Source organism: Halomonas colorata, assembly GCF_014897985.1.
Classification (GTDB): Bacteria; Pseudomonadota; Gammaproteobacteria; order Pseudomonadales; family Halomonadaceae; genus Vreelandella; species Vreelandella colorata.
Genome location: NZ_JABUZA010000003.1, coordinates 149,068 through 162,623 on the forward strand (window position 1 = coordinate 149,068; position 13,556 = coordinate 162,623).

Here is a 13,556-nt window from a genome sequence, read left to right on the forward strand (position 1 = left end):
CAATGTAGAGCACGACTAAAAAGTAAGCATCTGTTTAATGAGACGATGTGATTAAGTTAAAACAAAGTTCCATAGCTGTTTATAAAGAAGTAAGGAGGGATCAATATGATGCCTTATAACAATTAAATAGACAGTAGCTGTTGTAAGGGAGCGGGTATGCACTGGGGAATGCAGAATAGATACTTGAAGCACATACTGGTCGTCATTTGGGTAACTACGGCATTAGCAATGACGCCAGCATCGGCAAATGAGTTGCGGATCATCACTTCTTACCAATCTGATATGGTCGATCCTATCGTCCAAGCATTCGCTCTTCGCCATCCTGACCTCTCTATTCGACTCTTGAATAAGAATACTCACGCAGCCGTTGATGAAGTGCTGGCCGGAAATGAGCGCCATTTCGATATATTTTGGGCCTCAGCACCTGAGGCCTTCGTAGTATTAGATGAAGGCGAGCGGCTTAATGATGTAGGGCATGGTGCGTTCATGGATTTTGCATACTCGGCCGTAGGATGGACATGGCGTACCCCATATGATGGATATGTACCTCAAGAATGGAACGATCTGTTAGATCCGGTTCTTGTGCAAGATATTGCTATATCACACCCATTACGCTCCGGTACAACGCATTCATTGCTAGAAACGATTTTACAGGATCGTGGCTGGCAAGCAGGATGGGCTTGGATTCTGGAGCTAGCCGGCCAGCTAAACACTATTTCAGCACGTAGCTATGGCGTATTAGAAGGTATCGAGAACGGTGACTTTTCTATCGGTTTGACTATCGACTTCCTGGCGTTGACACGCAGTCAACGCGGGTTGGTGTTTCGCTATGGTCGCCCCGTTATCGTTATTCCAGCGCGTATTGCCGCTCTACAGGGAGGTTCGCAGCCTGTTGCCGCGCACGCCTTCATGGAGTTTATTCTATCTCCCGAAGGACAGCGTATTTTGCTGAACACCGATATCCGCCGCATTCCTGTTGATCCTGAAGTCCGCGCCGAACTTGCGGAATCGTTGGACCCATCCATTCGTGCGGCACTGAACTTTAGCTGGTCGCGCTATGATCCTGAACTGGCTGCGCACCGCTACTGGCAGATTAATCAGCTGTTTGAGGCTTTTGTTGCACGTGACTTATTGTTACGCCGAGAGCTCTGGCGACGGCTGCGCTCGGTAAATGATGTTCCGGCGTCTGAGATTGACCGAGTTCGTCAACTGCTGACATGGATGCCGATAACCGAGCATCAGGCGCTCTCTACCCCTCAAGATCGCGAGACGCTGCTGGAGTGGGCAGAGAGATCTCATAGGATATTGCGCGATGTGAAAGTGCTTATCCGTGAGCTGGAGCGTCAATGATGGGCTGGCGGCATAGGGGCTCAATCCGTGGACAATTAGTGGCAGCACTCATACTGGTTGTAATTGTCGCGACGGGGGTGCTAGCGGTAGGCATGATGGTAATGCTGCGCGCCGAGCATGACTTTCGTGCGCTGGCGGAGGAGCGCATTCCAGCTGTGGCGTTGGCGGGTGAACTGGCTGAAGCAACTGGCGAGTTGGCCGCACTAACGATGCAAGTGGTTGCCACCCCAGAAACGCATGATGAAAGTATGAAGCGTTCCATAGGCAATGCATCTGCAGCGGTAGAGGCCGTACTGGGTTCGCCAATTTGGTTGGCAGCACCTGGGCGCTATGCAGCCCGCACTTTCATCGAAACCGCAGAAAACAATCTACGTCGTGCGCTTGCTGAATTTGGCCGACTTAGCGCTGAACTTGAAAGACTCAGACAAATAGAAACCCGAACAGATGCTGATTTGCGTTGGGCCCACGCTGATGTGCAGGGCCAAGTGCAAGGAATTCTAAGTGATTTGTCCTTCAATATGGACACACAATTAGCGACATTAGTAGATAACGGCGGAATGATGACTCGCGAGGGAGCCCGGCAGGCATTATCGCAAGACTGGCTGCTGCGCGACCGGATACAGCAAATTGGCTCCGAGGCCGCAACCCTAACCGCTCTGCTATTACAAGCACGCGCAAGTGATCGTCTAGAGGCAATAGAACAGACGGCCACACTGGGGCGTGACACGTTAGACTTATTGGAACTAGCGCAGCTGAACTTGCCACAACGGATTGACGTGGCGTTACTGCTACAAGCGTTAGAAAGGCTGAAGGGGCTTGCTTTGGAGCCCAACAGTATTTTCGCGCAGGTACGCCAGCGTCTAGCGCTTCATCACGCTGCTGTAAATGAGCTGCATAGTGCTCAGGCCGCGCTGGCTGACATGCAAGCACGCTTGACCGATTTGGGGCGGGCCGAGCGAATCGACGCCCAACGGCGTGCTGATGCTGCCGCGACAGCGATCATGCAAGGCTCGTTATGGCTGGGAGTGGTAACGCTGTTAGGCGCCGTAGCGACGGCCATTATTTTGGCCATCTTTGTGCACAAGCGTATTTTGCTAAGGATCGAAAGGCTCTCCACTGATTTAACGCTTATCGCACAAGGCGACTCCGCCTTGCACCGTCAGGTCAGCAATGCGACAAGGGGAGATGAGATTGCCAATATGGCACGTGCGGTCAAAGTATTTCGCGCTTCAGTTTATGAGCGTCAGCAGGCGATTGAGCGTTTAGAGTTGACCCAACGTGAACTGGTACAGGCGGGTAAGATGGCAGCGCTTGGTCAGATGTCGGCTGCGATCAGTCATGAAATCAATCAGCCCCTTGCCGCTATTGGGCACCGCCTGCACAACCTGGGTGCGGCTCATCCCGAGACGCGCCCCACAATTGCACGTATTGAAGCGCTACTGGAACGCATTACCCGCACCATCGGCCATCTGCGTCGTATCGCGCGTCGCTCGGCTCATCAGAATGTCCGAGTCATGCTGGCTGATCCCCTCCAGGCCGCACTGGAGCTGCTGGATCATCGCCTGCGTAGCGAGGGTGTGCATGTGGAATGTGATGATCTGGCCGAAATTGATGTTTCTGGCGACGATATTTTATTAGAGCAAGTGCTGCTCAATATTTTGGGCAACGCACTAGATGCAATCGAGTCACGGGAGAAAGTGGCTGAATCAGGCCTTATCCGTATCGAGCTGACTAAGCATGATCCCGTTCTTTTGGTAATTTGTGACAACGGTGTAGGCCTAGAGGGGCAAAGTGGAATAGCGCTGACCGACCCTTTCGTAACCACCAAAGAACCAGGCAAGGGGCTAGGTTTAGGTCTTTCTATTGCATTCAATGTTATGCAGGACATGGGTGGACACTTGGAAATTGAGCAGCACCCACAGGGTGGGGCCGAGGTAAGACTACGCTTGAGTCGTTGGCAGAATGAAGAAAAAGAGGTGATGAAATGCCCGAAGTGATGCTAGTCGAGGATGATGAGGACCTTCGGCAAGCGACCACCGAGACGCTGGAACGAGCGGGGTTCCAGGTTCGTGGATATATGACTGCTCAAGAAGCGTTGAACGAGCTGACGGCGGATTTTCCAGGTGTGATCCTGTCTGATATGCGCATGCCCGGCCTATCCGGGCTGGATTTTCTCGATTGCGTGAAAGAGCGCGCGCCGGAAGTCCCCTTCATTTTGATCACGGCCCATGGCGATGTGCCCGCCGCAATCCGTGCCATGCGCAACGGTGCACATGATTTTTTGGAAAAGCCCTGTTCTCCAGAGTTGGTGCTGGACGTACTAAAGCGCGCCCAGACCATGCGTGATTTGCACTTGGAGAACGCGCGACTGCGCCAAACGCGAATTGAGGATCGATTAATCGGAGGTTCCGCCGTCATACAGCAGTTACGAGAAAAACTGCGACGCTTAGCGGGCTTAGATGTCGACCTGTTGATTGCCGGGGAGACTGGTACCGGCAAAGAGCTGGTTGCACGGGTGCTGCATCATTTATCGGCGCGGGACGCCGCCCCCTTTGTAGCCATCAACTGCGGAGCGTTGAGCGAGGCTGATGTGGATCGCGAGCTGTTCGGTACCGGCGATTCATCTGGACTTATCGCACGAGCGCAAGGCGGCGTGCTTTACCTGGACGAGCTGGAGTCAATGCCTGACAGCTTGCAGGTGCGTTTGCTTCGTGTGGTCGAAACGCGCGAAATAACGCCGCTAGGAGCAGCCCCCCGGTCGGTCGGTCTGCGTATTCTGGGTAGTGTTAAACACCCAACCGAGCAGCTAGTCGCCGAAGGCAGGCTACGTGCTGACCTATTGCACCGCTTTAACGCAGGAACGCTTTTTTTACCACCACTACGCGAGCGTGAAGATGATGCGCTGTTGCTGGTCAACCACTTCGTTGCCGAGGCCGCGGCCCGTCATGACTTGCCGAAAATGCATATAGATAGTGCTCTAAGTCGTCGTATTGCCTACTACGATTGGCCAGGCAATGTTCGAGAAGCCCGCAACCTGGCCGAACGGCTAGTCATTGGTCTGGATATTAGCTTGTGTATGACTAGCAGTGCCGATAAAGGGGAGGGCCAGGGGTATGACGCGGCGATGGAAGAGTTTGAGGCCCGCCTACTGCGTTCTACTCTGGTTCAAACAGGAGGCCGAAAGGCCGAAGCCGCTGCTCTTTTAGGCATTCCCCGAAAGCGTCTTTATTTGCGCCTGCGCCATCACGATTTGCTGTAATGAAAATGGGACATTTATGACCCATTTAACGTGTCGAATTTGACACAAAAAATTAATTAAAACAATAGGTTGAAAGGTTTTTTTCTATCTTGCATAGTTCCTGTGTGTTAAAGCACGCCGAGCTTTTACCGGTGCTCGTCTGACGACCATGGGAGTATAAAATGAACAAAACCATGACGATTAGCGCACTTGCGCTAATGATGACTTCCGCCGCTGCTTTTGCCGATACGGTGACTGTAGTGACTTCATTTCCGCGCGATTTGACTGACCCCTTCAAGGCTGCCTTTGAATCCGCTTACCCCGAAACAACGTTAGAAGTAGTCAGCCGTAATACGAATGCTGCCGTCTCGTATCTACAAGAGACTCGTAGTGCCAATAGTATCGACCTCATGTGGGCATCAGCGCCTGATGCCTTCGAAGTACTCAAAGAGGAAGGGCTACTGGCTGCCGTAGATGTACAGTATGAAGGTATCCCCGATGAAATCGGTGGCTATCCGATTCACGACCCCGATGGAACCTACTATGGTTTTGCCGCCTCGGGATACGGGATCATGTACAACACTCGTTATATTCAAGCCAACGACTTACCTGTGGCTGAAGAATGGGAAGATCTCAAGCGTGCCGAATACAATGGGCACGTAGCGATGTCCTCCCCCTCACGTTCCGGCACTACTCACCTGACAGTCGAAACCGTGCTTCAGGGCGAAGGTTGGCAAGAGGGTTGGGCAACGTGGAAATGGATCGCGGGCAATATGAATACGGTTACCGAGCGTAGCTTTGGGGTGCCTGACGCAGTCAACTCAGGAGCCACTGGTTTCGGAATCGTCATCGACTTCTTTGGTTTGGCGTCCAAGGCGTCTGGCTTCCCGGTCGAATTAGCCTACCCCAGTGTGACAGCCATCGTCCCCGCTAATATCGGTATCATCGAGAATGCTCCCAATCAGGAGGGGGCCAAGCAGTTTGTAGAATTTCTACTCTCACTTGAGGGACAGGAAGTACTGCTGAGTCCCGCCATTATGCGCTTACCGGTCAATCCGGATGCTTATGCTAACGCGCCGGAGGATTTCCCCAATCCGTTCTCGGAAGAGTTTGCTCCTGATGCAATCGAGTTCGATGTCGATGTATCCGGAGAGCGTTATAACCTGGTGAACTCTCTCTTTGATGTGCTGATAACCTACCGCCTCAACGACCTACGAGCCGCAGTAACTGCCGTCCAGCAAGCCGAGGCAGTGCATGCAGAAAGTGGTAACGAGGAAGCCCTAGCTCTTATTGCTGAAGCACGTGCCTTAATCGAAGCAATGCCAGTGACCGAGGAAGAGGCACTCGATCCTTCCTTGACGAACGTTTTTACTTCCTCAAGTACCGATGCTGACACTGAGGTTGTAGGGCGTCAGTCTGAAATAGAGCAGTCCTGGGACAGTTTTGCTGTCCAAAACTATCGCCAGGCAAAAGCGCTCGCCGATCAAGCAACCGCGCTGAACTGAGTGATCTGAAACAAGTAGAGTTCCGCGCTGCTTCGTCAGCGCGGTAATTGACGACACTCCGAGGTTATAATGCCTGATTCATATCAGACCGCTTCACGCGGGTTCACCCTGTTTCCCCGTCTGTCAGGGGCTGCCATCTCAGGAATCCTGATCGCCATTTTCCTGATGGCCTTTCTGATTTTGCCAGTGGCGCAAGTGCTCTATGTGGCCTTTTTGGACTCGCGCACTGGGGGCTTTACGTTACAGAACTTCCAAGACTTCTTTAATACAAGTCTGTTTCGCGAAAGCTTCGTTAACTCGCTTTACGTTTCGGCCATGTCAGTTGTATTTGCAACTTTGATTGCGCTGCCACTGGCCTACATCACCACGCGTTTCAACTTTGCTGGCACTGCAGCGATTCAGGCATTGGGCATTATTCCCTTGATCATGCCACCGTTCGTAGGGGCGGTTGCCATGTCGCTGTTATTTGGGCGCAATGGTTCTGTCAATCTGCTTCTGAACCAGTATTTCGGCTTCCGCATACCGTTTATGGAAGGGCTCAACGGGGTCATACTCGTTCAATCTATACACTATTTCCCTTTCATTTTGATCAACCTGTCGGCGAGCCTTCGAAATATTGACCGCTCGATGGAAGAAGCGGCGCAGAACCTGGGTTCTCACGGGATGCGAATGTTCAGGCGCATTGTGTTCCCGCTGGCAATGCCCGGATATTTGGCTGGTGCCGCGCTAGTGTTCATCAAGGTATTCGACGACCTGGGTACGCCATTACTGCTTAACGTCAACAATATGTTGGCGCCGCAGGCCTATCTGCGTATCACCGGGGTAGGGATTAACGACCCGATGGGCTACGTGATCTCGTTCATTTTGGTGGTTTTCTCGATCTTCTCGCTATGGGCATCGTTTTTGTTCATGCGCGGAAAGGACTATGCCACCGTACAAAAAGGTGGCGGAGGCCTATCGCGCCGCGACCTCAAACCACGCGAGAAATGGCTGGCCTGGGGCGTGATCCTGTTGATCCTGGCATTGGTGCTATCCCCTCACTTAGGATTGCTGCTACTAGCCTTCGGCACGATTTGGTCGTTTTCTCCGCTGCCTGATGGCTTCACGACCGAGCACTTCGTCACGATCTTTACCCAGTCCTCACAATATGTATGGAACACTATAATCTATGCGGGATCAGCAGCCCTGATCGACGTACTGCTAGGTACTGCGATCGCCTACATTGTGATCCGCACCGGATTGCCGGGCCGCAAATGGCTGGACTACATGGCCACCGCTGCATTGGCGGTACCGGGAGTGGTGCTGGGTATTGGCTATCTGCGTATGTTCCACGGTGTCCAACTACCGTTCGGGCTTGGCCAGCTCTCGAGTTTCTGGGGCATTATCATCATTGCGCTTGCAGTACGACGCCTTCCTTATGCGCTACGCGCTTGCATGGCAGCGTTGCAGCAAGTCTCTCTCTCCTTAGAAGAGGCGGCGGCCAGTCTTGGCGCTTCGCGCACCAGCACCATCCGACGCATAGTCGTGCCGCTGATGACGGGAGGCATCCTGGCCGGGTTTGTTACTAGCTTTGCTACTGCCGCCGTAGAACTATCTGCGACGATCATGCTAGTTGGACGCGCTTCGGATGCACCACTTGCCTATGGAATCTACTTATACATGCAGTCGCCCGCCGGACGTGGGGCAGGCGCCGCGCTGGGTATTCTGGCGGTCGTGATCGTAGCGCTGGGTACCTATCTGTCGCAACGCATCATTGAGCGTGAGCGTATTCGTCAGACCATGTCCCACGACCAGCATTAAGATTCGGAGAGTACAGATGAGCCAGACCAAAGCCGGTATCCAGATCGAGGATTTGCACCTGTCTTTTGGCGAAACAAAAGTGCTGGAAGGCATTAACATGGTGATTGAACCGGGCGAATTCTTTGCCTTTCTAGGCCCCTCCGGTTCGGGAAAATCAACGCTCTTGCGGGCGATTGCAGGATTTGGTCCAACCCCGCGTGGTCGCATCCTGATTGGTGGGCGCGATATTGCAAGCCTGCCACCATGGAAGCGTAACGTGGGAATGGTGTTTCAGTCTTATGCGTTGTGGCCACATATGTCGGTACGCAGAAACGTAGCCTTTGGACTGGAAGAGCGCCGCATTCCCAAGCGCGAGATTGGCCCCAAGGTTGAACAGGCGCTCGAAACCGTAGGCCTACTGCACCTGGCTGACCGCATGCCCGCACAGTTGTCGGGAGGGCAGCAGCAGCGCGTTGCACTGGCTCGTACCATCGCCATTGAACCGCAGGTGTTGCTGCTTGATGAACCGCTATCGAACCTGGATGCTGCACTACGTGTTCAGATGCGACGCGAACTGTTAGCCCTGCAGCGAAAGTTAGGGCTGACCACGATTTTTGTGACCCATGACCAGGAAGAAGCCAACACCACTTCTGATCGCATGGCAGTGCTCGATCGAGGGGTGATCCAGCAGATTGGTACGCCCCAGCAGCTTTACGATTACCCGGAAAATGCCTTCGTCGCTGGGTTTCTCGGTACCGCGAATATCCTTAAAGGCACCATGCAGGAAGGCGCGTTTATCACTGAAGCTGGACAGCGCCTACCGACGAGCGAAAATGTGTCGGGGGCCAATCGCATTGTGTTGCGCCCGCAGAATATCCGCTTAGCCAGCGCCGGCTCAGACGGTGACATTGTGGGTCAAGTGGCACATCGAGAGTTTCTGGGTAGTCAGATCCGTTATCTGGTCGACACGCCGGATGGTCGTATCGTTATAGACATGCTTCACTCCTTTGGACAGCCACCGTTTGCGCCCGGGGCGTCGATTTCGATGTCTATCGATAGTCGTAGCGCACCGCTGCTAGTGGATTAAGCCATGGGCGAGCTGTGGTTTATCCGTCATTTTCGTACACCCTGGAACAGCGCTGGCCGCTTGCAAGGCCAGCGGGACATCGCGCTAGATGATCCTCTATGTGAGCAGGATATAGGGACATTGCAGGGCAACCTTGAAAGACTAATGGGCCAAGAGTTTGCACTGGTAGTAACCTCCCCACTGCAACGGGCACGGCAAACGGCAGCACTGCACGGGTTTGCAGAGGCTGAGCCAGATCCTGACCTTGCTGAGATAGCCTTTGGCACATGGGAAGGGCGTACATGGGATGACCTTGAAGCCGAACATCCCGGTGTCTGGCAAAGCGCACCGCATAGGTTGATGCTGGGGGAACCGTTCGAGGCATTCAATGCTCGGATCATACGGTTTTATGAGCGAGTGCTTGCAACGCCCGGTCCGGTATTGGCCTTTGGCCATGGCGCCTGGCTAGGAGGCTTACAGCGGCTTCTCAATGAAGGCCCTGAGACAGGGATATCGCGGCAACTGCTAGGTAATGGAACACTCGTCAGGTTGAATCTGACACTCAACACACAAGTGTCGTTGCAACAATATCATCAGCATTGTTGAGTGTAGCCAAAAGCAACAAGCCTGCTTCGGGTAGCAATACCGTACGCCGCGTTGCCATGCACGCGGCGTTTTTTGTGGTATTGCTATTGGCGTTACTGATGGCGCTTCTAGTAACGGTGCAAACATTTACCGGCGGCCTGGGCGTGCCACTGCCGCCGGTGAAGACCAAGCTTTCTAAGGAAGAACCAGCAGGGCACCGCCGATAATAACGCCGGAAACCAACAGTATTACTGCGCAGAAGCCCATGATATCGCGTGCTTTAAGTCCCGCAATCGCTAAGGCCGGGAGTGCCCAGAAGGGTTGCAGCATATTGGTCCAGCTATCGCCCCAGGCAAAAGCCATGGCCACCTTGGCAATATCTGCATTCAAGGCTTGGGCGGCTTCCATCAAAATGGGGCCTTGTACCGCCCATTGCCCACCGCCGGAAGGCACAAAAATATTGATGATTCCTGCAGAAATGAAACTAAGCGCGGGCAATGTCGCGGGCGTGGCATACTCCACGAAGAGCTGAGCAATGGATGAGGTCAAGCGCGGCTCTGAAAGCAGTCAAGGTAACGGGGCAAGGTGCTCCTCAAACGCAGTAGGTATTGGGGAGGCGTAAGCGATTAAAGTTTGTGAAAACCACGTTTACGCAAGCATTTAAAACGGACCCCCTTCCTTGAAGCTTGAGGTGCTCGTTACCGCTACATGCTTTCGTAATCATCCGAGTAGTGGCCTAAATCACGGACTTGGGTGATGTTGTAAGCTCATAGCGGCGACCTAGGCGGTGCCAATATGCCTTTAGATACTGGTATTCGAAGCAGTTCGGTCATCATAAAGATGATTGAACCAATGCCTGCGGCACCGGCAAACAAAATTATAACGCTTCGTAAATAACTGAACTTCCCTTGTTCGGAAATAGTTGACCACTACAAAGATAGGCCACAAGACGATGAAAATCATACTTGGTCGCTCAAGCCTACTTAATTATATACCGCCGGTTGAGTATGCTCACAGAGCGACATAATGTGGAGAACTTCATCAAGTGAGTGGTATTCATTCAGGGAGAGGATCTGGATGATGTCATTTAATATCGCTTGGCCGGTTATTTGTCACCTTGATCGAGAATCGGTTAGTAATAATTTTTCAATGGGAAGAAAAAATGAAGTGTTGCCATGCGTTATTTTGACCCGCACTCAATGTCGATCTTTATTGCCGTGTGCGAAGAGAAAAGTATTGTGGCTGCTGCCAAGCGGGCTGCCTTGGTGCCCTCGGCCGTCAGCAAGCGTATTAAGGCATTAGAGGATCAGGTGGGGGTGCAATTGTTGGATAGAGGGCGATTACGCATGACGCCGACGCCTGCCGGGGAAATGCTGCTTCGATATGCCCGTGAAACATTGTCGTCCATGGAAAAAACACACGCGGAGCTGAATGAGTTTAGCCATGGCCTTCAGGGCAATATCAAAGTGCTTGCGAGTATCTCGGCTATTTATCAGTCTTTTCCGGAAAGTATTGCTGAATTCTTGAGCTTGCATTCTCGGGTCAAAGTCAGTGTGCATGAAGCGCTTAGCTCTCAGATCGTAAGAGATACAAAAGAGGGCCTTGCCGACATCGGTATATTATCGGATGCGGTCGATACAAAGGGATTGGCTTGCTATCCCTACCACAAGGATGAGTTGGCGGTTGTTTCAGAGGCTGAACATCCGCTCCGACAGGCCCAGGCTGTCTCATTTGAAGAGGTACTAGGCAATGAGTTTGTGAATATCAAGCCAGGCGGTATCGTCAATTTGATCATGCAAAAAGAAGCCGCCGCACTGGGAAGAAATCTGCAATACCGTATTCAAGTTTCTACGATGGATGTCGCTTGTCGTATTGTGGCAGCTGGTTTGGCGGTCGCCATTATGCCACTACAATTTGCCCGGCTTCAGCAAAGTTATTTGCCGATTAATGTGACGCCGCTGACCGATGAGTGGGCACAAAGGACGTTGGTATTATGCTCTCGTCACGATCAAGTGCTGAATAACTCCGTTCAAACGCTGCTGGATTTTTTAAGAGAAAAGCGTTGATGGCATCCAGAAGCGGACGTTATCAACGCTTTATTGCTGATTGAGTGGTTACAGCATCGTGCTAGGTAGCCACATGGCAAGTTGTGGGAACAACAGTACCAGTAGGAGTCCTACTATCATTAATACGGCGTAGGGAGCTGCCCCCCGGATGATCTGACCAATAGGCGCGCCGGTGACTGCCTTGATGGTGAACAAGTTCATCCCGACAGGAGGAGTGATCATCGCGAGTTCCAGGTTGATGACCAATAACACGCCATACCAGATGGGGCTGATCTCGAGTATGCCTAACGCAGGTAATACGACGGGCGAGGTAATGAGAATGATCGCGATCGATTCTAGAAACATCCCTAGAATCAAGATGAGTATCATCATGGCGATCAAAAAGCCATAAACGCCCATATCGGCTGAGAGAACGAACTCGACGATTTGCTGTGGCAACATCATTTTGGTAATGGCATGGCTGAAGATGGCAGCACCAGCCAGTATCATGAACAGCATGCCTGAGGTGCGGCTAGCATCAATGGCAGCAAGCCAGATCTCTTTTATCCCTATGGTGCGATAGATCGCAGTGCCGACCAATAGCGCCAACATGGCACCGATCGCAGAGGCTTCCGTGGCGGTGAAAACACCTAGGTACATGCCTCCCAGTACCATGCAGGGTAGGGCGATCGCCCAAGCGGATTTTCTGAGCGCAGAGCCTATCTCTTGAAGCGTGGCACGTTTCTCACGCTTGGCGTGTCGTTGGTGAAAGGATGTGGAGAGCATAAAAATGCCCGCCAATAACAGCCCGGGCAGCAGCCCTGCCATGAACAGGCCGCCAATGGAGGTATCGGTGGCGACGCCATAGATGATCATCGGCCCGGAAGGGGGAATCAGTATGCCCAGCGTGCCCCCGGCGGCGACGAGGCCGTAAGCGACTTGTGGGCTATAGCCGTAACGGATCATCTGCGGAATGGCGACGGCGCCAATGGTTAACGCGGTGGCAACGCTCGAGCCCGAAATAGCGGAAAAGACCATGCAGGCGGCAATCGTGGCGATACCGACTCCGCCGGGTAAATGCCTGGTGAGCGTATAAGCGGTTTCGTATAGGTCATCGACGATACGGCCACGAATCATGAGATGGGCCATGTAAGTAAACAGCGGAATACAAACCAGTATGTAAAGGCTTATCTTGTTGAAGATGATTTCGGTAAGGCCACCGAAGCTTCCGGCGCCGTTCATGATCAATAACCCGCCGAAGATGGCTAGTCCGGCAAAGATAGGCAGGCCTGTAAATAGCAGTACTACAAGCCCTAGTAAAATCAGTAGTGCTGAGCTCATAGCGTACTTTCCTCATCCTCATGGCTACCTGCATGCGCCTTTCCGCCCAGCGCAAGGCTAAACAGAGACTCCATTGCTACCAGGATCATCATGAAGCCGCCTAGCGGTATCAACAGCTGAAGCCAGTACAGGGGAATTTGAATATATCCAAAGGTGGTGACCCCCAGCATCTTGGAAAACATGGCGGTTTCCCAGCCATCGATCACTAAAAAAGCGGACACGAGGATGACCGCTACCATGGACCATGACTGAGCCACGCGCAGCGCACGTCCACGCAGCCGTGCGGTGATGATATCGACGCCCAAGTGCTTGCCTTCTCGCAGTACGGAAGCAACGGAAAACATGACGATGCCCACCAGTAAAAACGTGACGACATCGTTGGCCCACAACGAAGGCCTGCCTAGAAAATACCTGGCGGCAACAGAGTAGCTAAGAAGCAGTAGTGTGATGATGATACCGATGGCCGAAATGGCTATGGCCATGGTGGTTAACCAATAAATACAGCCGCTAATCGCCCCATGGATGCCTACGAGACATCTATTTTGGTGGGTGATTGCTGCATGCCGTCTTGTCTTTTTCATTACCACTTCCTATCGTCGACTCTACCCGATCACGTGGGTAGTGGAGGGCTGGTCGAGTGCCCTCCT

11 protein-coding genes and 1 pseudogene are annotated in these 13,556 nt (G+C 52.7%); 9 read left to right on the forward strand and 3 right to left on the reverse strand.

All coding sequences use genetic code 11. The annotated features are described in order from the left end of the window. The first annotated feature begins 156 nt into the window (after positions 1-156). The 8 genes from INT33_RS02990 (at position 157) to INT33_RS03025 (ending at position 9,750) form a co-directional block, all read left to right on the forward strand. Complete coding sequence (locus tag INT33_RS02990) at positions 157-1,350, forward strand: ABC transporter substrate-binding protein (RefSeq protein ID WP_193091046.1); 1,194 nt, start codon at positions 157-159, stop codon at positions 1,348-1,350. A 38-nt stretch (positions 1,351-1,388) separates the two neighbouring features. After that, positions 1,389-3,347, forward strand: coding sequence for a sensor histidine kinase (locus INT33_RS21430; protein WP_319643910.1), 1,959 nt, complete (start codon positions 1,389-1,391; stop codon positions 3,345-3,347). Then, positions 3,335-4,609 carry a sigma-54-dependent transcriptional regulator gene (locus INT33_RS03000; protein WP_193091047.1) on the forward strand — a complete coding sequence of 425 codons (1,275 nt, stop codon included), beginning with the start codon at positions 3,335-3,337 and terminating at the stop codon, positions 4,607-4,609. The genes INT33_RS21430 and INT33_RS03000 overlap by 13 nt, the downstream gene beginning before the upstream one ends. Positions 4,610-4,782: 173 nt before the next feature. Beyond that, positions 4,783-6,093 (forward strand): ABC transporter substrate-binding protein, encoded by a 1,311-nt coding sequence (locus tag INT33_RS03005; protein ID WP_226940043.1) that lies wholly within the window; start codon positions 4,783-4,785, stop codon positions 6,091-6,093. A gap of 69 nt (positions 6,094-6,162) precedes the next feature. Next, complete coding sequence (locus INT33_RS03010) at positions 6,163-7,893, forward strand: ABC transporter permease (RefSeq protein WP_193091049.1); 1,731 nt, start codon at positions 6,163-6,165, stop codon at positions 7,891-7,893. 16 nt (positions 7,894-7,909) lie between these two features. Next, entirely contained in the window at positions 7,910-8,959 is a 1,050-nt protein-coding gene (locus INT33_RS03015) for an ABC transporter ATP-binding protein (RefSeq protein WP_193091050.1), read from the forward strand. Between the two features lie 3 nt (positions 8,960-8,962). Continuing rightward, positions 8,963-9,544, forward strand: coding sequence for a histidine phosphatase family protein (locus tag INT33_RS03020; protein WP_193091051.1), 582 nt, complete (start codon positions 8,963-8,965; stop codon positions 9,542-9,544). Beyond that, positions 9,541-9,750: a hypothetical protein gene (locus tag INT33_RS03025; RefSeq protein ID WP_193091052.1), complete on the forward strand. Its 210-nt coding sequence runs from the start codon at positions 9,541-9,543 to the stop codon at positions 9,748-9,750. Before INT33_RS03020 ends, INT33_RS03025 begins: the two co-directional genes overlap by 4 nt. Here the strand turns inward: INT33_RS03025 and INT33_RS03030 are convergent. Next, positions 9,719-10,090, reverse strand: a pseudogene (locus INT33_RS03030) (TIGR00366 family protein); the annotation flags it as partial. The gene INT33_RS03025 and the pseudogene INT33_RS03030 sit on opposite strands and share 32 nt — an antisense overlap. 608 nt (positions 10,091-10,698) lie before the next feature. Here INT33_RS03030 and INT33_RS03035 point away from each other — a divergent pair. Beyond that, positions 10,699-11,589, forward strand: coding sequence for a LysR family transcriptional regulator (locus INT33_RS03035; RefSeq protein ID WP_193091053.1), 891 nt, complete (start codon positions 10,699-10,701; stop codon positions 11,587-11,589). Between the two features lie 48 nt (positions 11,590-11,637). Here the strand turns inward: INT33_RS03035 and INT33_RS03040 are convergent, their stop codons facing one another. Together INT33_RS03040 and INT33_RS03045 are read right to left on the reverse strand one after the other, a co-directional pair. After that, complete coding sequence (locus INT33_RS03040) at positions 11,638-12,909, reverse strand: TRAP transporter large permease (RefSeq protein WP_193091054.1); 1,272 nt, start codon at positions 12,907-12,909, stop codon at positions 11,638-11,640. Next, complete coding sequence (locus INT33_RS03045; RefSeq protein ID WP_193091055.1) at positions 12,906-13,490, reverse strand: TRAP transporter small permease; 585 nt, start codon at positions 13,488-13,490, stop codon at positions 12,906-12,908. Before INT33_RS03045 ends, INT33_RS03040 begins: the two co-directional genes overlap by 4 nt. Positions 13,491-13,556: the final 66 nt, after the last annotated feature.

Excerpts from the sequence above, each read along its gene's own strand:
- INT33_RS02990 (WP_193091046.1), top strand. The coding sequence starts at position 157 with ATGCACTGGGGAATGCAGAATAGATACTTGAAGCACATACTGGTCGTC.
- INT33_RS03000 (WP_193091047.1), top strand. The coding sequence starts at position 3,335 with ATGCCCGAAGTGATGCTAGTCGAGGATGATGAGGACCTTCGGCAAGCG.
- INT33_RS03005 (WP_226940043.1), top strand. The coding sequence starts at position 4,783 with ATGACGATTAGCGCACTTGCGCTAATGATGACTTCCGCCGCTGCTTTT.
- INT33_RS03010 (WP_193091049.1), top strand. The coding sequence starts at position 6,163 with ATGCCTGATTCATATCAGACCGCTTCACGCGGGTTCACCCTGTTTCCC.
- INT33_RS03015 (WP_193091050.1), top strand. The coding sequence starts at position 7,910 with ATGAGCCAGACCAAAGCCGGTATCCAGATCGAGGATTTGCACCTGTCT.
- INT33_RS03020 (WP_193091051.1), top strand. The coding sequence starts at position 8,963 with ATGGGCGAGCTGTGGTTTATCCGTCATTTTCGTACACCCTGGAACAGC.
- INT33_RS03035 (WP_193091053.1), top strand. The coding sequence starts at position 10,699 with ATGCGTTATTTTGACCCGCACTCAATGTCGATCTTTATTGCCGTGTGC.
- INT33_RS03040 (WP_193091054.1), bottom strand. The coding sequence starts at position 12,909 with ATGAGCTCAGCACTACTGATTTTACTAGGGCTTGTAGTACTGCTATTT.
- INT33_RS03045 (WP_193091055.1), bottom strand. The coding sequence starts at position 13,490 with ATGAAAAAGACAAGACGGCATGCAGCAATCACCCACCAAAATAGATGT.